General features: G+C 70.4%; 2 protein-coding genes. Both read left to right on the forward strand.

What is annotated here, in order from left to right; all coding sequences use genetic code 11:
* Positions 1–86: 86 nt before the first annotated feature.
* Positions 87–2360 carry a polyribonucleotide nucleotidyltransferase gene (locus tag ACFTS5_RS01290; RefSeq protein WP_378626541.1) on the forward strand — a complete coding sequence of 758 codons (2274 nt, stop codon included), beginning with the start codon at positions 87–89 and terminating at the stop codon, positions 2358–2360.
* A gap of 593 nt (positions 2361–2953) precedes the next feature.
* A complete protein-coding gene (locus ACFTS5_RS01295; protein ID WP_378626543.1) occupies positions 2954–25969 on the forward strand; it encodes a non-ribosomal peptide synthase/polyketide synthase in 23016 nt (7671 codons plus the stop codon).
* Positions 25970–26030: the final 61 nt, after the last annotated feature.

Here is a 26030-nt window from a genome sequence, read left to right on the forward strand (position 1 = left end):
GACAGCTGGGTTCGCGCCCACCAGGGGAAATGTACGCCTGGAAACGGCAGCGCGACCAGCGAGACGAGAGGTCGAGAGAAGAAAATATGACGCAGACAACTGAACGCCCTTCGACTGCGGTCGAGGTCGAGCCCGGAGTTTTCGAATCGGTCGCGCTGATCGACAACGGCAGCTTCGGCACCCGCACCATCCGCTTCGAGACCGGCCGTCTGGCCAAGCAGGCCGCGGGTTCCGTCGCCGCCTACCTGGACGACGAGACCATGCTGCTGTCGGCGACCACCGCCGGCAAGTACCCCAAGGACCAGTTCGACTTCTTCCCGCTGACGGTCGATGTCGAAGAGCGCATGTACGCCGCGGGTCGCATCCCCGGCTCGTTCTTCCGTCGCGAGGGCCGCCCCTCCACCGACGCGATCCTGACCTGCCGCCTGATCGACCGGCCGCTGCGCCCGACCTTCATCGACGGTCTGCGCAACGAGATCCAGGTCGTCGTCACGGTCCTGAGCCTCAACCCGGCCGACCTCTACGACGTGGTGGCCATCAACGCCGCCTCGGCGTCGACTCAGCTCTCGGGCATTCCGTTCTCCGGCCCGATCGGTGGCGTCCGCGTCGCCCTCATCGGTGGCCAGTGGGTCGCGTTCCCGACGGTCGAGCAGCTCGAAGGCGCCGTGTTCGACATGGTCGTCGCGGGCCGCGTCACCGACACCGGCGACGTCGCCATCATGATGGTCGAGGCCGAGGCCACCGACAAGGTCATCGCGCTGATCGAAGACGGTGCGCAGGCCCCGACCGAGGCTGTGGTGGCCGAGGGTCTGGAAGCCGCCAAGCCGTTCATCGCGCGCCTGGTCCGCGCCCAGGCCGACCTGGCCGCGCTGGCTGCCAAGCCGACCCAGGAGTTCCCGCTCTTCCCGCCGTACGGTCCCGACGTGTTCGAGGCTGTCGAAGGCACCTCGAAGGTCGAGCTGAACCAGGCGCTGAGCATCGCCGACAAGCAGGCCCGCGAAGCCAAGATCGACGAGATCAAGGCCGAGGTGCTCTCCCGTCTGGGTGAGGACTTCACCGGTCGCGAGAAGGAACTGGGTGCCGCGTTCCGCTCGGTCACCAAGAAGCTGGTGCGTCAGCGCATCCTCACCGACGGTTTCCGCATCGACGGCCGTGGCCTGGCGGACATCCGTCAGCTGTCGGCCGAGGTCGACGTGATCCCGCGCGCCCACGGTTCGGCGATCTTCGAGCGTGGCGAGACCCAGATCATGGGTGTCACCACCCTCGACATGGTGAAGATGGCGCAGCAGGTCGACTCGCTCGGCCCGGAGACCTCCAAGCGCTACATGCACCACTACAACTTCCCGCCGTTCTCCACCGGCGAGACCGGTCGCGTCGGTTCGCCGAAGCGTCGCGAGATCGGCCACGGCGCGCTCGCCGAGCGTGCGCTGATGCCGGTGCTGCCCTCGCAGGAGGAGTTCCCCTACGCCATCCGTCAGGTGTCCGAGGCTCTGTCCTCGAACGGCTCGACCTCGATGGGTTCGGTCTGTGCCTCGACGCTGTCGCTGCTCAACGCCGGTGTGCCGCTGAAGGCGCCGGTCGCGGGTATCGCCATGGGCCTGGTCTCCGACACCATCACCAACGACAAGGGTGAGGACGAGGTCCGCTACGTCGCGCTCACCGATATCCTCGGCGCCGAGGATGCCTTCGGCGACATGGACTTCAAGGTCGCGGGCACCCGTGACTTCGTCACCGCCCTGCAGCTCGACACCAAGCTCGACGGTATCCCCTCGCAGGTGCTGGCCGGTGCGCTGAACCAGGCGCACGACGCCCGCACCACGATCCTGGACGTGATGGCCGAGGCCATCACCGACCCCGACGAGATGAGCCCCTACGCCCCGCGCGTGACGGCCATCAAGATCCCGGTCGACAAGATCGGCGAGGTCATCGGGCCCAAGGGCAAGATGATCAACCAGATCACCGAGGAAACCGGCGCCAACATCTCCATCGAAGATGACGGCACCGTGTTCGTCGGTGCGACCGATGGGCCGTCGGCCCAGGCCGCGATCGACATGATCAACGCCATCGCCAACCCGCAGCTGCCCAAGGTCGGCGAGCGCTTCCTGGGTACGGTCGTCAAGACCACCGCCTTCGGTGCGTTCGTGTCGCTCCTGCCGGGCCGCGACGGCCTGGTGCACATCTCCAAGCTGGGCAACGGCAAGCGCGTCGCCAAGGTCGAAGACGTGGTCAACGTCGGCGACAAGCTGCGCGTGGAGATCGCCGATATCGACAACCGCGGCAAGATCTCGCTCGTCCCGGTCGAGGACGAGGCCGCTGCCGCTGAGCCGGCCGCCGTCGAGGAGAACACCGACGCCGAGTAGTCGTCGCTGCTGCTGACTGCCGAAACCCCCGCCGTTGTACGGCGGGGGTTTTGTCGTTTCCGGCCTCGGACAGGTCCGTGACCTGTATCACGAAGATGCAACGGTGATGCAACGTTGCGTCACCTAGTGTGGCTGGACACAGTAAGAATCTGTGCCGACAGCCGTGCTGCCGCCCACTCGGAGCGCAGTGCCGACCGCTGTCGGCTCGGCGTACGCGGTCGGATCGCTGGACCGTTTCTCAGCGCCGGAAAGTGTGTCGCCCCGCCGTGATTTTGACTGAATCTGGTCCGGTTTATTATTGAAACGAATACGCTTCTCCTCGTGTTCGGACGCGTGTTTCAGGTGTCGGGGTTGACGATGGAGGTCGGGAGATAACCGAGTCATTGCTGGTTGCGTGGCGGCGAGCCGGATTGCCGCGATCGTGTCATAGCCGATCGCACTGAATCCGGTGTGCGCGGGCGGATTTCGGGCAGGGTGCCCGAGGTTGGCCGCCCCCGCGCCGATCCACCCCACCCCGGTTCGAGCCGGGGAGTTCCGAGAGTTTGTGCGGCCGCGTGGCGTTACCCGCGGCCGGTAATGGAAGGCAGTGTGCGATGACCAACCCCACTCCGGCGCGCGCGGAAACAGAACAGCTGGCAGCGCTGGTGGCGACGGTCGCGGCGATGGATCCGGCACGGATCGCGGTCGAGTTCGACGGCACCGCGGTGTCCTATGCCGATCTCGACGCCCAGCTCACGCTGATGGCCGAGCTCACCGGTGGGGCGCTGGACGCGGACACGCTCGTGCAGGTGGTGCTCGCCGAGCTGTTCCCCGGCGTGGTCGATGCCGCCGAGGGAACGTTCGGTGTGCTGCTGGATTCGCTGGCGAGCGATGCGATGGCGGCGCTGGGGATGGAGGTGGCGGCCGCGGCGACGCTGGTCGATCGGTTCGCCGCGCAGGTGGCGCGGACGCCGGATGCTGTCGCGGTGCAGTGCGGTGACGTCACGCTGACCTATGCGGCATTCGATGCCAGAGTGCGGGTGCTGGCGGCGCGGTTGGTCGAGGCGGGCGTCGGGCCGGAGACGCTGGTCGGGTTGGCGCTGCGGCGCAGTGTCGAGCTGATCGTCGCGGTGCACGCGATCGTGCGGGCCGGCGGCGCGTACGTGCCGCTGGACCCCGACCATCCGGTGGACCGGTTGCACTATGTGCTCGAGGTGGCGCGGCCGGTGGTGGTCGTGACACGGGCAGGCGACGAGCCGGATCTGAACGGCGCGGCGGTGCTGCGCACCGATGACATCGACTGGGACGCGGCGCCCGGCGAGGTGGTGTCCGGGGTGCGGGCAGCCAACACGGCCTACGTCATCTTCACGTCCGGCTCCACGGGCAGGCCGAAGGGTGTGGCGGTCACCCACGGGGCGATCGTGGCGAACCTGGATTGGCGGCAGCGCCGCTACCCCATGACCGAGGCCGATGTGGTGGTGCAGAAGACGCCTTACACCTTCGATGTGTCGGTGTGGGAGTTGTTCTGGCCCTTGCAGATCGGCGCCCGGCTGGTGGTCGCCGAACCGGGGCGCCACGGTGATCCGGCGTACCTGGCGGCGCTGATCGCGCAGCATCGGGTCACCGTGACGCACTTCGTGCCGTCGATGCTGGCCGCGTTCGTCGGTGACGTGGGCCCCGAGGTCGATCTGTCGTCGTTGCGGATGGTGTTCGCCTCCGGTGAGGCGCTGCCCGCTGCCACGGCCGCCAGGCTGCGCGCGTTGTCGGCGACGGCGCTGCACAACCTGTACGGGCCCACCGAGGCGGCCGTCGACGTCACCGCGCACGAGGTGACCGCTCTCGATGAGGTGTCGGTGCCGATCGGCGGTCCCGCCGACGACACCGGGCTGCTCGTGCTCGACGAGAACCTCGACCAAGTACCCGTCGGGGTGGTCGGCGAGCTGTATCTGGCGGGTGTCCAGCTGGCGCGTGGGTACGTGGCGCGGCCGGGGCTCACCGCCGATCGGTTCGTCGCCAATCCGTACGGCGTGCCCGGTGAGCGCATGTATCGCACCGGTGACCTGGTGCGGGAGTCGCGCGGTGAGCTGGAATACCTGGGGCGCACCGACTTCCAGGTGAAGCTGCGTGGTCTGCGGATCGAGCTGGGGGAGATCGAAGCCGTGCTGGCCGCGCACCCTCGCGTCGGCAACGCCGCGGTGGTGCTGCATCGCCATGCCGCCGGTGAGGCGCTGGTCGGTTATGTGGTGAGCGTCGACGGTGCGGTGCTCGACGAGGCCGAACTCGTCGAGCACGCCAAGTCGTCGATGCCCGAGTACATGGTGCCGTCGCTGCTGGTGCAGCTGGACGCGATGCCGATCAATGCCAGCGGCAAGCTGGATCGGAAAGCGTTGCCGGAGCCGGACTTCCGGGTGTCGGCCGCCGAATTCCGGGAGCCGCGCACGGCGACCGAGCGCACCGTCGCCGCGTTGTTCGCCGAGCTGCTCGATGTGGACGTGGTCGGCTTGGACGACGACTTCTTCCGCCTCGGGGGCAACTCACTGATCGCCACCCGCGCCATCGGCCGGTTGCAGGCGAACTTCGGTGTGCGGGTGGATGTTCGCGACTTCTTCGACAGCCCGACGGTGGCCGTACTGGCGAAGCTGGTCGAGGGTGGGGTGGTCGATGATCGGCCCGCGCTCGTCGCGGGTCCGCGTCCCGATGTGTTGCCGCTCTCGCCCGCGCAGCAGCGGATGTGGTTCCTCAACCGGTTCGATCCGGAGACCGGGGCGTACAACATCCCGATCGCGGTGCGGTTGACGGGGGCGCTGGACCGGGATGCGTTGCGGGCGGCAGTGGGTGATCTGATCGCGCGGCACGAGGTGCTGCGCACGGTATACCCCGAGGTCGACGGGGTGGGGACGCAGCGGGTTCTTCCTGTCGCCGAGGCGCTCGAAGTGCTTGCGGCCGAAGTGTCTTCGAGCAACCACGCCGACGGCGTCGCGCCGGGGTCTTCGACGCTGCTCGATACCCTCAGCATCGGCGCCGAGGACCTTCCGGACGTGTTGGCGGCCGTTGTTCTGCGCGGATTCGATGTCACGGCCGCGCCACCGGTGCGCGCGAGCCTGTTCGAGGTCGACGGTGATCACGTGTTGGTGCTGGTGGTGCATCACATCGCCTCCGACGGCTGGTCGGCCGGTCCGCTGGTGCGTGACACGATGACCGCCTACTACGCGCGTGCCGAAGGTGTGGCGCCGCAGTGGAATCCGCTGCCGGTGCAGTACGCCGACTACACCCTGTGGCAGCGTGCTGTCCTCGGCGCGGAGGACGACGCCGACTCGCAGGCCGGGCGCGAGATCGCGTTCTGGCGTGACTCGCTGGCCGGACTGCCGGACGAGTCGGGCCTGCCGACCGATCGCCCTCGCCCCGCCACCGCGTCGATGCGGGGGCGCCGGGTCTCGTTCGAGCTCGATGCCGACGTGGTCGCGGCGCTGAACGCGGTTGCCGCGGAACAGGGTGCGACCCTGTTCATGGTGCTGCACGCGGCATTGTCGGTGCTGATCGCACGCCTGTCGGGCAATGCCGATGTGGCGATCGGCACGCCGGTCGCCGGGCGCGGTGCGGCCGAACTCGACGACGTCATCGGCATGTTCGTCAATACCGCCGTGCTGCGCACCCAGGTGCGTGGCGGCGAGCCGTTCGCCGACCTGCTCGGTCGCGTCCGCACCGGGGATCTGGCCGCCTTCGACCACACCACCCTGCCGTTCGAGCGGCTCGTCGAGGTGCTCGCGCCGACCCGTTCCGCCGGTCGTCACCCGCTGTTCCAGGTGGCACTGTCGTTGCAGAACCTGCCGCCGACCACCTTCGAGCTGCCCGGTCTGCGCGCTGCCGCCGTCGACCTGCCCTATGACATCGAGAAGTTCGATCTCTCCCTGACCCTGCGTGATTCCGCGGACATGGGTCTGTCCGGCGAATTCTCCTACGCCACAGATCTGTTCGACGAGCAGACCGTCACGCGCACGGTGGCCCGCTTCACCGGCCTGCTCGCCGCGATCGCCGCCGCCCCGCAGACTCCCGTCGCCGACCTGCCGCTGCTGATCGACACCGAACTCGCCGAGCTGACCGCCCGCACCGGCGGCCCGTCGACTCCCGCTCCGCTGTTGCCGCAGGTGCTCGCCCGCGCCGCCGCCGACCCCACCGCGATCGCCATCCGAGACGGCGCCCGCACCCTCACCTATGGCGAGCTCGACGCCGCCTCCACCTACCTGGCCGCCCGTCTGGCCGATCTCGGCGTCGGCACGGGTGACCTTGTCGCCGTGAGTATTCCGCGTTCGGCCGAGTCGATCACCGCGATCTGGGCCGTCGTGAAGTCCGGCGCGGGTTTCCTCCCGGTCGACCCGAACTACCCCGCCGACCGCATCGCCCACATGCTCTCCGATTCCGGCGCGGCGGCGGGTATCACGATCGAGGCGGTGCGGTCGGATCTGCCGGCTACCGTGAACTGGCTCGTGCTCGACGGCACAGAACCCACGCCAGACGATGCGGCGCGGGCAGACCTGGGCGCATACGCACGTCCCGGTGACAGGACGATCAGCGCTGTCGAAGCCGAGACCGGTTGCGGCGGCGTCGTGACCTCTCCAGATGCCCCCGTGGCCGATTCCCGGCCAGGCGGCGCAGCTGGTGGCCGTGTGGTGAATGGCGGCGCGGGTGGTCGAGCGGTGGATCCGTTGGATCCCGCGTACGTGATCTACACCTCGGGTACCACCGGGCTGCCCAAGGGCGTGGTGATCGCGCACGGTGCGGTCGCGGCGTATCTGCCCGTGCAGGCCGGGCGGTACCTGGCCAGCGCCGATGCGCGCGTGCTGCACGTGGCGTCGCCCTCGTTCGACATCTCCGTGGCCGAGCTGCTGCTGACCGTGACCGAGGGGGCGACGATGGTCATCGCGCCCGCCGGGGTGTTCGGTGGGGCGGAGCTGGGCGAGTTGCTGCGGGCCGAGCGGGTGACCCATGTGGTCATCACGCCGTCGGCGCTGGCGACGGTGCACCCGGAGGGGCTCGACGAGCTGCGGATGGTGGTGGTCGGTGGCGAGGCGTGCCCGCCGGAACTGGTGGCGCGGTGGACCGCCGCGATTCCGGGCCTGATCTTCCGCAACGGTTACGGCCCGACCGAGACGACCATCGTCACCAATATCAGCGAACCACTCAGTGCGACAACGGCGATCACGCTCGGCGCGCCGGTGGAGGGCACGACCGAACTGGTGCTCGACGAGCGGCTACGGCCGGTGCCCGCCGGGGTAGTCGGCGAGCTGTACATCGCTGGTGCGCAGCTGGCGCGCGGCTACCATCGCAGGCCCGCGCTGACCGCGGGACGGTTCGTCACCAATCCCTTCGGCGCGCCCGGCGAGCGGATGTACCGCACCGGTGACACCGTGCGCTGGGTGCGGCGCGAAGGATCGTTCGATCTGGAGTACTTGGGCCGCAACGACTTCCAGGTGAAGGTGCGCGGCTTCCGGATCGAACTCGGCGAGATCGACGCGGTCCTGGCCCGCCATCGGACGGTCGACTTCGCCGCCACCGTCGGTCACCGGACCGACGCGGGCGCCACCCTGCTGGTCTCCTATGTCGTGCCCGTCGCCGGTGCCACGGTCGACGCCGCGACCCTCATCGCGCACACCGCCGCACACCTGCCCTCGCACATGGTGCCCGCCGCGGTCGTCACTCTCGATGCCGTGCCGCTGACCCCCGTCGGCAAGCTCGATCGGGCCGCGCTGCCCGCACCGGTCTTCGACACCGCCGCTTACCGGGCACCGGAGACGGTGGCCGAGCAGGTGGTGGCCGCCGCGTTCGCCGAGGTCCTCGGACTGGACCGGGTCGGCCGCGACGACGACTTCTTCGATCTGGGCGGCAACTCGCTCCTGGCGACCCGGTTGATGGCGCGCATCGGCACCGACCTCGACAGGCGCATTCCCATCCGCCAGCTCTTCGACACCACGACGGTACTGACGCTGGCCGCGGCCGCCGACCGTCTGCGTGGCACCGGCTCCGGCCCCGCGCTGGTGGCGGGACCCCGGCCCGAAACCGTCCCGCTCTCGCCTGCCCAGCAGCGCATGTGGTTCCTCAACCGCTTCGATCCCGGCTCGGCCACCGACAACATCCCGCTGGCCGTCCGGCTCACCGGTGCGCTCGACATCGCCGCACTCCAGGCCGCGATCGTCGACGTGCTGGACCGGCACGAGGTCCTGCGCACCCGATACCCGGAACTGGACGGCAACGCCATCGCCGAGATCCTTCCGGCGACCGGTCTCGTGCCCGAGGTCCACCCGCGGATCGTGGATGCGGCCGACCTGTCCGACGCCGTGCGGACCTTCGCCTCCACCGGCTTCGACCTCACCGTCGATGCTCCGATCCGCGCGACACTGCTGCGTGTCGCCGCGGACACCGCGCTGGAGCATCGCGCATCGGGTGAGCGTGACGGGGCCTACGGGCATGCCGGAGCGGCGGACTCGACGGGGTCCGCCGGTGCTGAGTACGTACTGGTCATCGTGTTGCATCACATCGCCGCCGATGGTTTCTCGTTCGGGCCGTTGATCCGGGACGTGCTCACCGCCTACAGCGCGCGGGCCCTCGGTGCGGCCCCGGGTTGGGTGCCGTTGCCGGTGCAGTACGCCGACTACGCCGTGTGGCAGCACGCGGTGCTCGGTGATGCGGCCGATCCGGAATCGGTGGCGGCGAAGCAGCTCTCGTTCTGGCGTGACGCGCTGGCGGGAGTGCCCGAGCAGCTGGAACTGCCCACCGACCGGACCCGTCCGGCGCTCGCCTCCCGGCGCGGTGCGATGCACGGCATCGAGATCGATGCCGCGACCCATCGGGCACTGGCGGAATTCGCCCGTGCGCAGGGCATCACGGTGTTCATGGCCGTACACGCGGTGTTCGCGGTGCTGCTGGCGCGGTTGTCGGCGACCACCGACATCGCGATCGGCACGCCGGTGTCGGGACGCGGTGCGCGTGCGCTCGATGATCTCGTCGGCATGTTCGTCAACACCCTCGTCCTGCGCACGGAGGTGGCACCCGCGACCCCGTTCACCGAACTGGTCGCCCAGGTCCGCGACAAGGACCTCGCCGCCTTCGGCCACGCCGACGTGCCGTTCGAGCGCTTGGTCGAGCTCCTCGACCCGGTCCGCTCCACTGCCCGCAACCCCCTGTTCCAGGTGATGCTGTCCGTCAACGAGGACACCCCGAGCGAACTCGCCCTCCCCGGCCTCACCGTCGCCGGTGTCGACCTGCCCACCGGCATCGCCAAGTTCGACCTCGAGCTCACTCTCACCGAGCACCGCGACGACAGCGGCACTCCCACCGGCATCTCCGGTGCCTTCCTCTACGCCACCGACCTGTTCGACGCCACCACCATCGCCGCGTTCGCTACCCGGTTGGATCGCATCCTCACGGCCGTCCTCGCCGACCCGGCCCGCCCTGTCGGCGACCTCGACTTCCTCGACGCCGCCGAGCGGACCCGAATCCTGACCACGTGGAACGACACCGCCACCGAGAGCGACCACGCCGCGACTCTCGCCTCGCTGCTCGCCGACCGTGCCGCCGCGACGCCCCACGCGATCGCCGTCGTCGTCGACACCGACCCCACCGCGGCCGATGACGCGCCGGCCGAGAACGGCGCTCGGGTAGTTACCGATGGCGCGCCCCTCGGAATCGGGGCGTCCTCGAGCGCGATTTCCCGGCTCGAACACGCGGCAGCCGATGCCATCGCCGCACACCGCGCCGGGGGTGTGGTGCCCGAGGTGTCGCCGCGTGCTGCTGATTCCACGACCGCAGTGGAGCTTTCGTACGTGGAGTTCGGCGTGCGAGTCGCGCGACTGGCACGTCATCTGATCGGGCTGGGAGCGGGCCCTGGCTCGCTGGTCGCGGTCGCGATGCGCCGTGGTGTGGAGCAGTTGGTCGCGGTGCACGCCGTGCTCGTGGCCGGGGCGGCCTATGTGCCGGTGGACCCGGATCATCCAGCCGAGCGGACCGCGTATGTGCTGGCGCAGACGGCACCGGTCTGTGTGCTGACGCTTGCCGGAATCGGTGTGGCTGTAGGCGAGTCGGTGGTGGAGGTCGACGTGCTCGACCTGTCGGAGCTGTCCGGCGAGCCGATCACCGATAGGGAGCGGGTGGCGCCGCTGCGTCCCGAGCACCTCGCGTATGTGCTGTTCACGTCGGGTTCCACCGGCAAGCCGAAAGGTGTGGCCGTGCCGCACAAGGCCGCGGTGAACCAGCTGCTGTGGTTGCAGCGGGAGTACCCGCTCGGTGCCGACGACGTGGTGCTGCAGAAGACGCCGTTCACCTTCGACGCATCGGTGTGGGAACTGCTGTGGCCGTTGCACGCCGGGGCGCGCTTGGTGCTCGCCACCGCTGACGGGCATCGCGATCCGGCCTACCTGGCGGCAGCCACCGTGCGGCATCGGGTGAGCGTCGTCCAGTACGTACCGTCGGTGCTCGCCGCGGTCGTGGCGGAACCGGCTGCCGCGCAGTCTGATTCGCTGCGACTGGTCTTCGCGGGCGGTGAAGCGCTGACGACCGACCTGGCGCGGCGGGTGCGCGCGATGACCGGCGCGACGGTGGTCAACCTGTACGGCCCGACCGAAACCGCCATCCAGGTCACCACGCACGAGGCCGGTGACGAACTCGGCGCCACGGTGCCGATCGGCGCACCGGTCGCCGATACCCGTGTGTACGTGCTGGATTCGCGCCTGCGTCCCGTTCCCGCGGGTGTTCCGGGCGAGCTGTACGTGGCGGGCGCGCAGCTCGCCGACGGCTATCACGGCCGTACCGAGCTCACCGCCGAACGTTTCGTCGCCGACCCCTTCGGCGCGGGCGAGCGCCTGTACCGCACCGGCGATCTGGTCACCTGGCGCACCGGCGCCGACGGTCCGGCGCTGCATTACCTCGGCCGCACCGACTTGCAGGTGAAACTGCGCGGTCTGCGCATCGAACCGGCCGAAATCGAAGCCGCGATCGCCTCGGTTCCCGGCGTCAGCCGCGTCGCCGTCCTGGTTCGCTCGGACGAAGGCCGGACCGATCAGCTCGTCGCCTACGTCGTCCGTGCTGCCGAGACACCCGAGGTCGTCGTCGGCGACTTCGGCCCCATCGCCGGCGGCGCCGATTCCACGGGAGGCGACGCGGTCCGTGCTGTCGACGTCGCGCCGGCTGTTCCGCGACCCGACTCGTCGGCGGCGCCCACCACCGCCGACTTCGACGCAGCGATCGCGGCGACCCTGCCCTCCTACATGGTCCCGGGTGCCTACGTCTTCCTCGACGAGTTGCCCGTGAATGCTTCCGGCAAGCTCGATCGCCGGGCACTCCCCGCGCCGGAGTCGCGGCAGCTCGACTACCGCGAGCCCGCCACCGCCACCGAGCGGATCGTCGCCGCGACGTTCGCCGGGGTGCTCGACCTCGACCGGGTCGGTGCGGGCGACGACTTCTTCGCCCTCGGGGGCAACTCGCTGCTGGCGACCCAGGTGGCGGCCCGGCTCGGTGCCGCGCTGGATGCGCGGGTACCGGTGCGCGAGCTGTTCGAGGCGAGCACCGTCGACGGACTCGCCGTGCGGCTGGACGCGCTGCGCGGCACCGGCAGCAGGCGTGGACCGGTGGCGGGCCAACGGCCGCAGCGGATCCCGCTCTCGCCCGCCCAGCAGCGGATGTGGTTCCTGCACCGCTTCGATCCGGACTCCGCCGCGTACCACATCCCGGTCGCGATCCGGCTCAGCGGCGAGCTGGATACGACCGCGCTGCGCGGCGCCCTGGGCGATCTGATCGCCCGGCACGAGACATTGCGCACCACCTATCCCGAATTCGACGGGCAGGCGACACAACTCGTCGGTCCGGCGTTCGTGCCCGAGCTCGCCGTCGTCGACGTGGCTGCGGATGACGTGCCCGCGACGGTGGTGTCGGTCCTCGCCGGCGGTTTCGACATCACCCGCGAGGTGCCGGTGCGCGCCGCACTGCTGCGGGTAGCGGCGACCGAACACGTGCTGGTGCTCGTTGTGCATCACATCGCGGCCGACGGCTGGTCGATGGGGCCGCTGACCCGGGATCTGGTGGCCGCCTACGCCGCCCGTGCGGCGGGTGCGCAGCCCCGGCTGCCCGCGCTGGCTGTGCACTACGCCGACTACGCGCTGTGGCAGACCGAGGGGCTCGGCAGTGCCGACGACCCGGACGCGCCGCTGGCCCGCCAGCTCGACTACTGGACGCGCCGGCTCGCGGGATTGCCCGATGTCCTGACGCTGCCCGCCGACCGGCGCAGGCCGCTGATCGCCTCCAACCGGGGCGCCACCTTCACCACCGCCCTCGGCGCCGACTTGCATCGCGGGATCGAGGAGCTGGCTCGTGCGCACCGCGCCACTCCGTTCATGGTGCTGCACGCGGGCCTCTCGGTGCTGCTCGCGCGGCTCTCGGCCGGTGCCGACGTCGTCGTCGGCACACCCGTGGCCGGGCGCGGGCATCGCGAACTCGACGACATCGTCGGCATGTTCGTCAACACGCTCGTGCTCCGTGCGCAGGTGCGCGCGGGCGCGCGTTTCAGCGACTTCCTCGACGAGGTCCGTGCCGGCGATCTCGATGCCTTCGACAATGCCGACGTGCCGTTCGAGAGCCTCGTCGACGCATTGAATCCGGCGCGCTCACAGGGGTATTCACCGCTGTACCAGGTCTCCCTGGCGTTGCAGAACCAGCGCAGGACCGCCTTCGAATTGCCGGGCCTGACGCTGTCGGGGCTGACCCTGCCGGATGCGCCGATCGAAGTGGATCTGGACTTCACCTTCGTCGACCGTTTCGCGCCCGACGGTGCGCCCGACGGTCTCGACCTCGAACTGCGCTACGCCACCGATCTGTTCGACGCCGACACCGTCGCGACCATGGTCGGGATGCTCGATCGGGTGCTGCGGGACGCGGTCAGCGCCCCCGGCACCGCGGTCGGCGACCTCGCCTTGCTCGCCGACCCCGCCGCGGCCACACTGCCGGCGCTGCACCACGGAGACGTGGTGCCGCTCGACCGCGCACTCGCGGACCTGGGCCTGCGCGCCCCGCTCGCCGCCCACCTGCTCGATGCCGCGGCCGCGCGAGCGCCACACGCCGTGGCGGCGATCTTCGAAGGTGCCGAGATCACCTACGGCGCGCTCGCTGCCAGGGCGAACCGGGTGGCGCGCAGGTTGATCGACTGCGGTGTCGGGCCGGAAACACCGGTGGCCGTCGCTGTTCCGCGCAGCATCGAACTGCTGGTGGTGCTGCACGGTGTACTCGCCGCCGGTGGCGTGTACGTGCCGATCGATGCGGGCCAGCCCGCCGAACGCATCGGGCAGGTGCTGGCGACCGCGACCCCGCGACTCGTCGTCGTCGCGGCGGCCGGTGACCTCGACCATGTGGACAGCGGCATCCGATCCGCCACGGCCTCGGTGCATTTCGCCGCCGCGTCGCGATCCGGGGTCCCGGTCCTCACCGTCGGCCAGCTCGAGGACGTAGCGCAGGACACTGTGGCAGCCGGCCCGGTCACCGACCTCGAACGCCTGGCGCCGCTGCATCCCGAGCACCCGGCGTACGTGCTGTTCACGTCCGGCTCCACCGGTACGCCGAAGGGCGTGCTGATCTCGCACCGCGCCGTGGTCAACGAGATCTGCTGGCTGCGTGGCGAATACGACATGACATCAGCTGATCGCTTCCTGCAGCGCGCGCCCCTCACCTTCGACGTCTCGCTCTGGGAACTGCTGGCCCCCGCGCTGCTCGGCGCCCCGCTGGTGCTGCTGCGCCCGGGCGGTCACCTCGACCTGCAATATCAGGCGACAGTGGTGCGCGAGCAGGGCGTCACCATCATGGAGATCGTGCCGTCGGTGCTGGCCGCGATGCTCGCCGAAGGGCTCGGCGACGCGCTGAGCGGGCTGCGCATGCTGCACGTGGGTGGCGAGGAACTGCCCGCGCCACTGGCGGCCACCGTCCTCGCCACGATCCCCGGCGAACTGCACAACACCTACGGCCCCACCGAAGTGGCGATCACCAGCACGTTCCAGCGGATCACCGCGCCGGTCGAGCAGACCGAGCTGCCCATCGGCAGGCCGACCTGGAACGTGCGCGCCTACGTCCTCGACGAGCGCCTGCACCCGGTGCCCGGCGGTGTCGCGGGCGAGCTGTATCTCGCGGGTGACCAGCTGGCCCGCGGCTACCTCGGCAGGCCGGACCTGACCGCCGACCGCTTCGTCGCCGACCCGTTCGGGGCCGACGGAACCCGCATGTACCGCACGGGTGACCTCGTCCGCCGCGATCGCGACGGTGCGCTGGTCTACTTGGGCCGCAACGATTTCCAGGTGAAGATCCGTGGACTGCGGATCGAGCTGGGCGAGGTCGAGGCCGCGCTCGGCGACGCACCCGGCGTCACCCACGCGACCGTGCTGCCCGCCACCGACGATGCCGGTCGGCAGTGTCTGGTCGGGTATGTGGCGGGGGAGGTGGACAGCGTGGCGGTGCGTGCCCACGTCGCGGGCCGGGTGCCCGCGTACATGGTGCCCTCGCACCTGGTCGTGCTCGACACCGTGCCGCTCAACTCGGCGGGCAAACTGGATCGGGCCGCGCTGCCCGCCGCCGACCTGTCCGTCACCACCGAATACGTGGCGCCGCGACCGGGTGCGCAGACCGCGCTCGCCGGTGTGATCGGCGAATTGCTCGGGCTGGCGCGCATCGGCGCCAACGACGACTTCTTCGCTGTCGGCGGTAACTCGCTGCTCGCCATGCGTCTGGTCGCCCGGGCCAATGCGGCCCTCGGCAGTGCGCTGGACGTGCGCGATGTGTTCGACGCCCCGACCGTCGCCGGACTCGCCGAGCGTGCGGGCGTCGGCCACGAGCAGTCGCCGCCGCTGACCGTGGTGCGACCGCGCCCGGACCGAATCCCGTTGTCGCTGGCTCAGACTCGCCTGTGGTTGCTGAACCGGATCGATCCCGAATCGGCCGTCTACACGCTGCCGATCGCGTTGCGTCTGACCGGCGACCTCGACACCGGCGCCCTGTGGGCGGCGCTGGCCGATGTCCTCGACCGACACGAATCACTGCGCACCATTTTTCCCGAGGACGCCGACGGCCCGACCCAGGTGGTCCTTCCCACCGACGCGGTGCTGCCCGCTGCCGTCGTGCGCGAGGTGGCCGAGGGTGAGCTGGTTGCTGCGGTGCGCTCGATCATCGGCCAGGGTTACGACCTGACCACTCAGTCGCCTCTGCGCGCCGCGCTGCTGCGCCGCGAAACGCGGGTCGAAACTGTGGACCGCCGACCCGTGGCCGGCGATGCCACGCCGCGTCTCGCGGCCGTGAATTCCGTGGGTTCGCGGGAGCCAGAGCACGTGCTGGTGCTCGCCGTGCATCACATCGCCGCCGATGGTGTGTCGACGACGCCGCTGGCGCGGGACCTCGTCGCCGCCTATGCCGCGCGCGCCGCGGGGATCGCTCCGGTATGGGAGCCGTTGCCGGTGCAGTATCCGGACTTCACCCTGTGGCAGCGTGCCGTGCTCGGCGACGCGGCCGACCCGCAGTCGCGGCTGGCGCGACAGTCGGCGCACTGGCGTGACGAATTGGCCGGGATCGCACCGGTTCTCGAACTGGCGACGGATCGGCCTCGGCCCACCGTCCGCACGGGTGCGGGTGGAGCCGTCGGGTTCGAGGTGCCCACCGATGTCGTGGCGGGGATCGAGGCGCTGGCCCGCCGCCACGGGGTGTCCACCTTCATGGTGGTGCACGCGGCGTTCGCGGTGCTGCTGTCCCGTCAGGGCGGCGGCGCGGATGTGCTCGTCGGCACGCCGGTCGCCGGGCGGGCCGATGCCGCGCTCGACGACCTGGTCGGCATGTTCGTCAACACCCTCGTGTTGCGGACCGCGGTCGATTCCGGTGCCGGGTTCGGTGAACTACTGGCCGAGGTGCGGGCCGCTGATCTGCGCGCCTTCGCACACGCCGACCTGCCGTTCGAGCAACTCGTCGACGAGCTGAATCCGGTGCGCTCCACGGCGTATTCGCCGATCGTGCAGGTGATGCTCGCGTTCGAGCATCGCGAGGACACCATCATCGAGCTGCCCGGGCTGCGGATCGACGAGTTCGCTCTGGACGCGGCGACCACCCAGTTCGATCTGTCGCTGGCGATCAACGAGATCATCGGCGCCACAGGCGAACCCGGCATGCGCGGGTGGTTGCGCTACGCCACCGATCTGTTCGACGCCGACACGGTGGCGTCGTTCGGTGCGCGGTTCGTGCGGGTGCTGAGCGCGGTCGTCGCCGACGACAGCATCGCGGTCGGCGAGATCGATCTGCTGGATGCCGCCGAGTCCGCCCAGCTCGCGGCGTGGAACGACACCGCCGCCCCGCTCGACGCCGGCGCGACGCTGGTCTCGATGTTCGCCGCGCAGGCCGCGCGGACCCCCGACGCGATCGCCCTGGAGTTCGAGGGGCAGCGGATCACCTATGGCGAGTTCGCGATTCGTGTCGCCCGCCTGGCGCGTTGGCTGATCGCCGAGCAGGTCGGTCCCGGCGCGGTCGTCGGTGTCGGGCTGCGGCGCGGCATCGATCTCCTGGTTGCCCTCTACGCGGTCCAGGCTGCTGGCGCCGCCTATCTGCCGCTGGATCCGGACCACCCGGCCGACCGGATCGCCGACGTCCTGGCGACCGCGGCCCCGGTGTGTGTGCTGGCCGCCGCCGATTTCCCCGAAACCGGCGCTCGCACCGCCGCGCACGTCGAGCCCGACAGCCGGTCGGTCGAATCCGCTACGCAGGCGTCCGAATCCGGCACCGAGACCGGCATTCGTCTTGTCGAGCCCGGCACGCTCGACCTGTCCGGGTTCGCTGTCGACCCGGTGACCGATGCCGACCGGATCCGGCCATTGCGTGCAGCGGACCTGGCGTATGTGCTGTTCACGTCCGGCTCGACCGGGAAGCCCAAGGGTGTCGCGGTTACCCATACCGCGATCGTGAATCGCCTGGTGTGGATGCAGGATGCCTACCGGCTCGACGCGGCCGACACCGTGCTGCAGAAGACGCCGATCACCTTCGATGTCTCGGTGTGGGAACTGTTCTGGCCCTTGCAGATCGGTGCCGCCTTGGTGATCGCGCGGCCCGACGGGCACCGTGACCCCGCCTACCTGGCCGAGGTCATCACCCGCACCGGTGTCGGCGTCGCGCACTTCGTGCCGTCGATGCTGGCGGCGTTCCTCGCCGAACCGCGTGCCGCCGACTGTGTTTCGCTGCGGCAGGTGTTCGCCTCCGGTGAGGCGCTGCCCGCGGCCGACGCCCAGCGCCTGCGCGCGCTGGTTCCCGGTGTCGCCGTGCACAATCTGTACGGACCCACCGAGGCCGCGGTCGACGTGAGCTTCCACGAGGTCACCGACACCGACACGGTTACGGTGCCGATCGGTGCCCCGGTCGCCAACACCGCCCTGCACGTGCTCGATACCCGTTTGCGGCCCGTTCCCGTCGGCACACCGGGTGAGCTGTATCTAGCCGGCGTCCAACTGGCCCGCGGCTACCTCGCCCGACCGGACCTGTCCGCCGACCGCTTCGTCGCCAACCCCCTCGGCGCCCCCGGCGACCGCATGTACCGCACCGGCGACCTCGTGGTCCGCACTCGCTCGGGTGAACTGGAATACCTGGGCCGCACCGACTTCCAGGTGAAACTGCGCGGCCTGCGCATCGAACTCGGTGAAATCGAGGCAGTTCTCACCGGTCTCGACATCATCGAACGGGCGGTGGTCACCGTCCGTGACGACGGCACCGGCGACTACCTCACCGCCTACCTGCTCGGTGTCCCGGGGCTGGATCTCGACGTGGTGAAAACCGCGCTTCAGCAGGCACTTCCGGCCTACATGGTGCCGAGCGCGTTCGTCGTGCTCCCTGAGTTCCCGGTCAATTCCTCGGGCAAGCTCGATCGGCGGGCGCTGCCCGCGCCCGAGCTGGTCGCTCGTGAATTCCGTGCTCCGGCCACGCCGTCGGAGCAGTTGGTGGCCGGGGTCGTCGCCGAGGTGCTCGGTGTCGAACTGGTCGGTGCCGAGGACGATTTCTTCGATCTGGGCGGCAACTCGCTGATCGCGACCCGGGTCGCGGCGCGGCTCGGGGCGGCGTTGAACCGGCAGGTGCCCGTGGCGCGGATCTTCGAGACGCCGGTGGTGGCCGCGTTGGCGGCCGCGCTCGACGCCGAGCGCGGCGCGGCGCGACTGGCGCTGGTGGCGGGGGAGCGGCCCGCTTCGATCCCGCTGTCGCCCGCCCAGCAGCGCATGTGGTTCCTCAACCGGTTCGATCCGGATTCGGCCGGCTACAACGTGCCGATCGCGGTGCGACTCGGTGGCGCGCTCGATCTCGACGCGCTCGCCGCCGCGGTGGACGATCTCATCGGCCGGCACGAAGTACTGCGCACCTATTACCCCGAGACCGCCGAAGGTCCGGTACAGCAGATCCTGTCCGCCGCCGAAGCCGGTGTGGCTCTGCGGGTTCAGTACCTCGCGCCCGCGGAGGTCGTGGCTGCCGTGACGGCGCTGGCCGCCACCGCCTTCGATGTCACGGCGGGTGTGCCGTGGCGGGTGGTGCTGTATCGGATCAGCGCCGACGAGGCTGTGCTCGCCATGGTCGTGCACCACATCAGCGCCGACGGTTCGTCGATGCCGCCTCTGGTGCGCGACCTGATGACCGCCTACCTCGCACGACGCGACGGTGCGGCACCGCGGTGGACGCCGCTGCCGGTGCAGTACGCCGACTACGCGCTGTGGCAGCGCGCGCTGCTCGGCGACGAAGCCGATCCCGACTCGGTGGCCGCCCGCCAGCTCGACTTCTGGCGCGGCGAACTCGCCGACCTCCCCGATGAGCTCGCGTTGCCGCTGGACCGCCCGCGCCCGGCGGTGCGGACCCTCGCCGGTGGGACCGTGCCGGTGACCCTGGACGCGGGCACCCACGCCCGGCTCGGCGCGCTGGCCAGGGAGTCCGGAGCAACGCTGTTCATGGTCGTGCACACCGCGTTCGCGGCGCTGCTCGGTCGCCTCTCGGGCAGTGCGGACATCACCGTCGGCACCCCGGTCGCCGGGCGCGGCGAGGCCGCACTCGAGGACCTGATCGGCATGTTCGTGAACACGCTGGTCTTCCGGACCCGCCTGCGGGCGGGAGAGTCGTTCCAGCAGTTGCTGATTCGCCAGCGCGCGACCGACCTCGCCGTCTACGCCCATGCCGAGGTGCCGTTCGAACGTCTCGTCGAGGTGCTCGATCCGACCCGCTCCACCGCCCGGCATCCGCTGTTCCAGGTCGGCTTCTCGTTCCAGAACTTCGAGCGTGCCGAGCTGGCCCTGCCCGGGATCACCGTGTCGGGGCTGGACACCGAGAACGAGCTGTCGCAGTTCGATCTGCACCTCATCGTCAGCGACGAGTACGCGGGCGACGGCGCGGCCGCGGGCGTCACCGGCGTCCTCACCTACGCCCACGACGTGTTCGACACCGAGACCGCGGTGGCGATCGCCGGACGGCTCGAACGCCTGCTCACCGCTGTCGCCGCCTCGCCGCGCACACCGCTGGATTCCGTCGAGGTGCTCGAACCGGTCGAGCGCACCCGCATCCTCACCGAGTGGAATGCCACCACCCACGAGATCGACAGCGCCGCCACGCTACTCACCCCGTTCCGTGCGCGGGTTCGGGCGACCCCCGACGCGACAGCTCTCGTGTTCGAGGACACGGCCCTGACCTACGCCGAACTCGATATTCAGATCAACCGCCTGGCCCGGTACCTGATCGAGGAAGGTGTCGGCCCCGACACACTGGTGGGGCTCGCCATCCGGCGCTCCACCGAACTCGTCGTCGCCCTGTACGCGGTCCTGTCCGCGGGCGGCGCCTATGTGCCGATCGACCCGGACCACCCGGCCGAACGGATCGCCCAGATCCTCGACACCGCGCGGCCACACCTCGTCCTCACCACCGTCGCAGCCGAATTCGACAGGCAGGCACCGGCTGTCCGGCCGACCAGGGTTGTAGCGCTCGATGACGTCGACACCGCCCGCTACCCTGGTCATCCGGTCGCCGAGTCCGAACTTCTCGCCCCTGTGCGGGATTCGAACCTCGCCTACGTGCTGTTCACCTCCGGCTCGACGGGCAAGCCCAAGGGCGTGGCGATGAGTCGTGCCGGAGTTCGCAATCAGATCGCCTGGCTGATCGAGCAGTACCAGATCGACAGCGACGATGTGTACCTGCAGAAGTCCGTGGCCGGGTTCGACTTGTCGGTCTGGGGCTTCTTCGCACCGCTCGCGGCGGGCGCGACCCTGGTGCTCGCTACCCCGGACGGTCACCGCGACCCGCAGTACCTCGCCGAACTGGTGGCCGCGTGGCGGATCACCGTCGTCGACTTCGTGCCGTCGATGCTTGCGATGTTCGCCGCGCACGCCGACGCCCAGCAGCTGACGAGTCTGCGGCTCGTCCTCGCGATCGGTGAAGCGCTCACCCCGGAGACGGTCGGCACGCTGCGTGCGAAATCGCCCGCGGCGGTGCACAACCTGTACGGGCCGACCGAGGCTGCCGTGTCGGTGACGGCGTGGCCCGCCGACGGTGCGACCGGGCAGACGGTGCCCATCGGTGTGCCCGCATGGAATTCGCGCGTGTACGTGCTCGACGAACGACTGCGCCCGGTCGCCCCGGGGGTCGCCGGTGAGCTGTATCTGGCGGGGGAACAGCTCGCTCGCGGGTACCTCGGCCGCGCCGACCTCACGGCGGACAGATTCGTCGCCGACCCGTTCGTCGGTGCGGACACTCGCGTCGGCGCGGACTCGGGTCTCGCCGCGCATGCCGTCGGTGACGGCCGCGACCACGGTCCCCGGGGCGCGCGCATGTATCGCACCGGAGACCTGGTGAAGTGGACTCGCGACGGTGTGCTGGTCTATCTGGCGCGCATCGACTTCCAGGTGAAGTTCCGTGGTCAGCGCATCGAGCTCGGGGAGATCGAAACCGCGCTCGGTGGTCTGGCCGGGGTCGGTCAGGCCGCGGCGGTGGTCTCGGCGAGTGCGACCGGTGACCAGCTCGTCGGCTATGTCGTGCCGACGCCGGGCGTCGCACTGGATCCGGCCGCCCTGCGGTCGGGCGTCGGCGCGGTGCTGCCGTCCTACATGGTGCCGTCGGTGATCGTGGTGCTCGACGCGTTCCCGCTCAACACCTCCGGCAAGCTCGACCGCAAGGCGCTGCCCGCACCGGAATTCGTGGCCAGGCCGTTCCGGGCGCCGGTCAGCACGGCGCAGCGGGCGGTGGCCGAGGTGTTCGGTGACGTGCTCGGGCGCGAGCGGGTCGGGCTCGACGACGACTTCTTCGAACTCGGCGGCAATTCCCTCATCGCGACCAGGGTCGCCGCCCGCCTCGGCGCGGTATTGTCGACGCGGGTGCCCGTGCGGACCCTGTTCGAAGCGACCACCGTGGCCGACTTGGCCGCCGCGCTCGCGACCACGGCCGGCAGCGGTGCGGGGATCGCGTTGACATCCGGCGAACGACCGGCCCGGATACCGCTGTCTGCCGCCCAGCAGCGCATGTGGCTGCTCAACCGCCTCGACCCCGAGTCCGCCGCGTACAACATCCCGATCGCGGTGCGGCTCACCGGCGATGTCGATGCGGGCGCGCTGGCCGCCGCGGTCACCGATGTGCTCGACCGGCACGAGGTGCTGCGCACGGCCTACCCTGCCGTCGACGGGATCGGGCACCAGGCGGTGTGGGAGTTCGTGCCGACGCCGGTGGTGGAGACCGTGGACCCCATCGCGGTACCGGCGATCGTCGCGGCCGAGATCGGGCGCGGATTCGATGTCACCGTCGCGCCGCCGGTGCGGGTGCGGGTATTGCGCTGTGCGGCGGACGAAGTCGTGTTGGTCGTGGTGATCCATCACATCAGCGCCGACGGGTTCTCCGCCGGGCCGCTCCTGCGTGACACCACCGCCGCCTACCTCGCCCGTCGCGCGGGCAGCGATCCCGGATGGGCGCCGCTGCCGGTGCAGTACGCCGATTACACGCTGTGGCAGCGTGCGGTGCTGGGCAGCGAAGACGATGCCGAGTCGGTCGCCGCACGGCAGCTGCGATTCTGGCGCACCGAGCTGGCCGGGCTGCCCGGGCCGCTCGAACTGCCCACCGACCGGCCGCGGCCCGCTGTCGCGTCGCATCGTGGCGCGAGCGTCGACACTGTGGTGCCGCAGCCGGTGTGGCAGCGGGTGGCGCGGTTGGCGCGTCGCGCCGACGTGAGCGAGTTCATGGTTGCCCACGCCGCGCTGGCCGCGTTGCTCGCGCGACTCGGTGGCGCCGGCGACATCGCGATCGGCACCCCGGTGGCGGGTCGCGGTGAGCAGGCCCTCGACGATCTCGTCGGCATGTTCGTCAACACGCTGGTGCTGCGTACCGGTGTCGACCCCGCCGCCTCGTTCAGCTCGCTGCTGCGCGAGACCCGGCGGGTGGATCTGGATGCCTTCGAGAACGCCCAGGTGCCGTTCGAACGGCTCGTCGACGTCCTCGACCCGACCCGCTCGACCGCGCACAGCCCGCTGTTCCAGGTGATGCTGGCCTTCCAGAACCTGGCCGCGAGCCCGGTCGAGGTGGTCCTGCCCGGCCTCACCGTGACCGGACTGGACGCCGACGCCGCCATCGCCAAGTTCGACCTGGACCTGGTCCTCGCCGACACCGCCGACGGTGGTTGCGCGGTGAGCCTGACCTACGCCACCGACCTGTTCGACGCCGAGACGGCCGCACGCATCGCCGACGGCTATGTGCGAATCCTCGACGCGGTCACGGCGAACCCGGATGGGGCGGTCGGCGATATCGACCTGCTCACCGACGGCGACCGCCGGATGCTCGAGAACTGGTGCGACACCGCGCATCCGGCCGTCGATGCGTGGCGGGTCGCGGCGACCTCGGATGCGCGGTCGCTGTCGGGCGATGTCGCTCACGCCGGCGCGATCGGCGTTCTGCCGACAGCGTTCGATCGCCGAGCCGCGGCGACACCGGACACTGTCGCGCTCATCGACGGTGACATCGTTGTCACCTACGCCGAATTCGCGGCTCGGGTGAACCGGCTCGCGCGCCATCTGATCGAACACGGTGTCGGGCCGGATCACGCGGTGGCGGTCGGAGTTCGGCGCTCGGCCGAGTTGCTGGTCGGCGTGTACGCGGTGCTGGCGGCGGGTGGCACCTACGTGCCGATCGATCCGGATCATCCGGCGGAGCGGATCACCCGCGTCCTGCGGATCGCCCAGCCGGTCTGCGTGCTGACCACCAGCGGGGATGCCACGGACCTCCCGCTGCGCGGGCACGAGGTGATCACGCTGGACACCGTCGATCTCGCGGATTTCCCGGCGGAGCCGATCGCCGATGCCGAGCGGGTGTCGCCGTTGCTCCCCGAGCACACCGCGTACGTGATCTTCACGTCCGGCTCGACCGGTCTGCCCAAGGGCGTCGGTGTTCCGCATCGCGCGGTCGTCCACCAGCTCGATTGGCTGGCACAGCAGTTCGGGTTCGCCGCCGGTGACACCGTGCTGCACAAGACGCCGATCACCTTCGACGCCTCGATCTGGGAGCTGTTGCTGCCGCAGCGGGTGGGCGCCCGCACTGTCATCGCCCGGCCCGGTGGGCACGGGGACCCGGCCTACCTGGCCGCACTGATCGCCGAACAGCACATCGACACAGTGCAATTCGCCCCGACACTGCTCGCGGCCTATGTGGCGCATGTGCAGGAGGCGGCCGCCGCGGGCAACAATCTCGCGGGTGCGACGCTGCGGCGGGTGTTCGCGGGTGGCGAGGCCTTGCCCGCCGCGCTGGCACAGCAGGTGCGTGCGCTGACCGGCGCGCAGGTGGTGAACCTCTACGGGCCGACCGAGACCACGGTGCAGGTGAGTGCGCACCGGGTGACCGATGACGATGTCGTCACGGTGCCGATCGGTGCGCCGGTGTGGAATTCGGGGCTCTACGTGCTCGACGCCAGGATGCGCCCGGTGCCGCCGGGGGTGACCGGCGAGCTGTATGTCGGTGGCGCGCAACTCGCACACGGGTACATCGGGGCCGCCGAACTCACCGCTGAGCGGTTCGTCCCGGACCCGTTCGGTGTGTCCGGTGCTCGGATGTATCGCACCGGCGATCTCGTTCGCCTGCGGGGAAACGGCACTCCGGCACTGGAATACGTCGGGCGTGCCGACCTGCAGGTGAAGCTCAACGGCCAGCGCATCGAACTCGGTGAGGTAGAAGCCGCGCTGCAGCGGCAGCCGGGGGTGGCGCAGGCCGCGGCCGCCGTGGTGTCCGGGGTCGGCGCAGATCGGCTTGTCGCCTACGTGGTGGCGTCGCGAAACCAGGAGTCCGACGGTGCCACTGCCGTCGGCGCCGGCCCCGGTGCCCGAGTGGGCGCGGCGGCCGATTCCGCGATGGCACAGGGTAGCTCGGTATTCGACACCGCGGTGCTACGGACGGCGCTGGCCACGGAACTACCCGGCTACCTGGTGCCCTCCGTGGTACTCGAGCTGGACGCGTTGCCGGTCAACACCTCCGGCAAACTCGACCGCGGCGCACTGCCGCGCCCGGAACTGCGCCAAGCGACCTATCGGGCGCCGATCACCGGGACCGAGCAGCTCGTCGCGGGCGCGTTCGCCCGGGTACTCGGACTCGACCGCATCGGCATGGACGACAACTTCTTCGACCTCGGCGGCAACTCCCTCACCGCGGTCCAGCTGTCGTCTCGACTGAGCGAAGCACTGGGCAGCCCGGTGCCGGTGGCGTGGTTCTTCACCGACCCCACGCCCGCGGTCGTCGTGGAACGGCTACGCGCCGACGATGATTCGGGCGATGACGCGTTCGCGGTCCTGCTCCCGCTGCGCGCGGGCGGCAGCGGCGCGCCGCTGTTCTGCATCCACCCCGTCGGCGGTGTGTCCTGGTCGTTCGCCGGCCTGACCCGCCATCTCGACCCGCAGCGCCCGATCTACGGGTTGCAGTCGCCCGCGCTCACCGCCGGCGAACCGCTGCCCGCGACGATCGAGGACTGGGCGCGCCGCTACATCGCCGCCATCCGCGAGGTGCAGCCGGAAGGGCCGTACCACCTGCTCGGCTGGTCGCTGGGCGGGCTGCTGGCCCACGCCGTCGCCACCGGCCTGCAAGCCGACGGCGAACAGGTGGCACAGCTGGCCATGATGGACAGCTGGCTCGGCGACGGACCGGAACAGACTCCGATGCCCACCGTCGGCGACCTGCTCGGCGGGCTCGCCGGTGACGATCTCGCGTTCGACACCGACGGTCTCGCCGCCGCGGCCGCGGGTATCGGCGGACCACTGGCGGCACTCGATCGCGACCGCATCGCCCGCATCATCGACGCTGCCACGGCCTCGATGCGGATGGTCGACGAATACCGGCCACGTCGCTTCGGCGGCGACCTCGTCTACTTCGCCGCCACCGTCGACGATCCGAGCGGTTCGCGCGGCGCGGCGAGTTGGGCCACCGCCGTCGACGGCACGGTCCACCGGCACGGCATTCCCGCCACGCACTGGGCGATGGCGGGTGAGGCGGCGCTGGCCCGGATCGCGGACGTTCTCGACGGGAGCGGATCCGATACGCGCGGGTTCGCCGGCGAGGACCCGGCGACGAGGGCCGATGCGCGGGCGGGGGCGATGGGCGCATAGAATCGCGGAGCCGGCCGTCGTGCCTGCTGCCTGCACAATGAGGCATTACGCGCACGTCGCC

The organism is Nocardia sp. NPDC056952 (assembly GCF_042674185.1).
GTDB lineage: Bacteria > Actinomycetota > Actinomycetes > Mycobacteriales > Mycobacteriaceae > Nocardia.

Coding starts and splice junctions, on each gene's coding strand:
- ACFTS5_RS01295 (WP_378626543.1), top strand. CDS start 2,954: ATGACCAACCCCACTCCGGCGCGCGCGGAAACAGAACAGCTGGCAGCG.
- ACFTS5_RS01290 (WP_378626541.1), top strand. CDS start 87: ATGACGCAGACAACTGAACGCCCTTCGACTGCGGTCGAGGTCGAGCCC.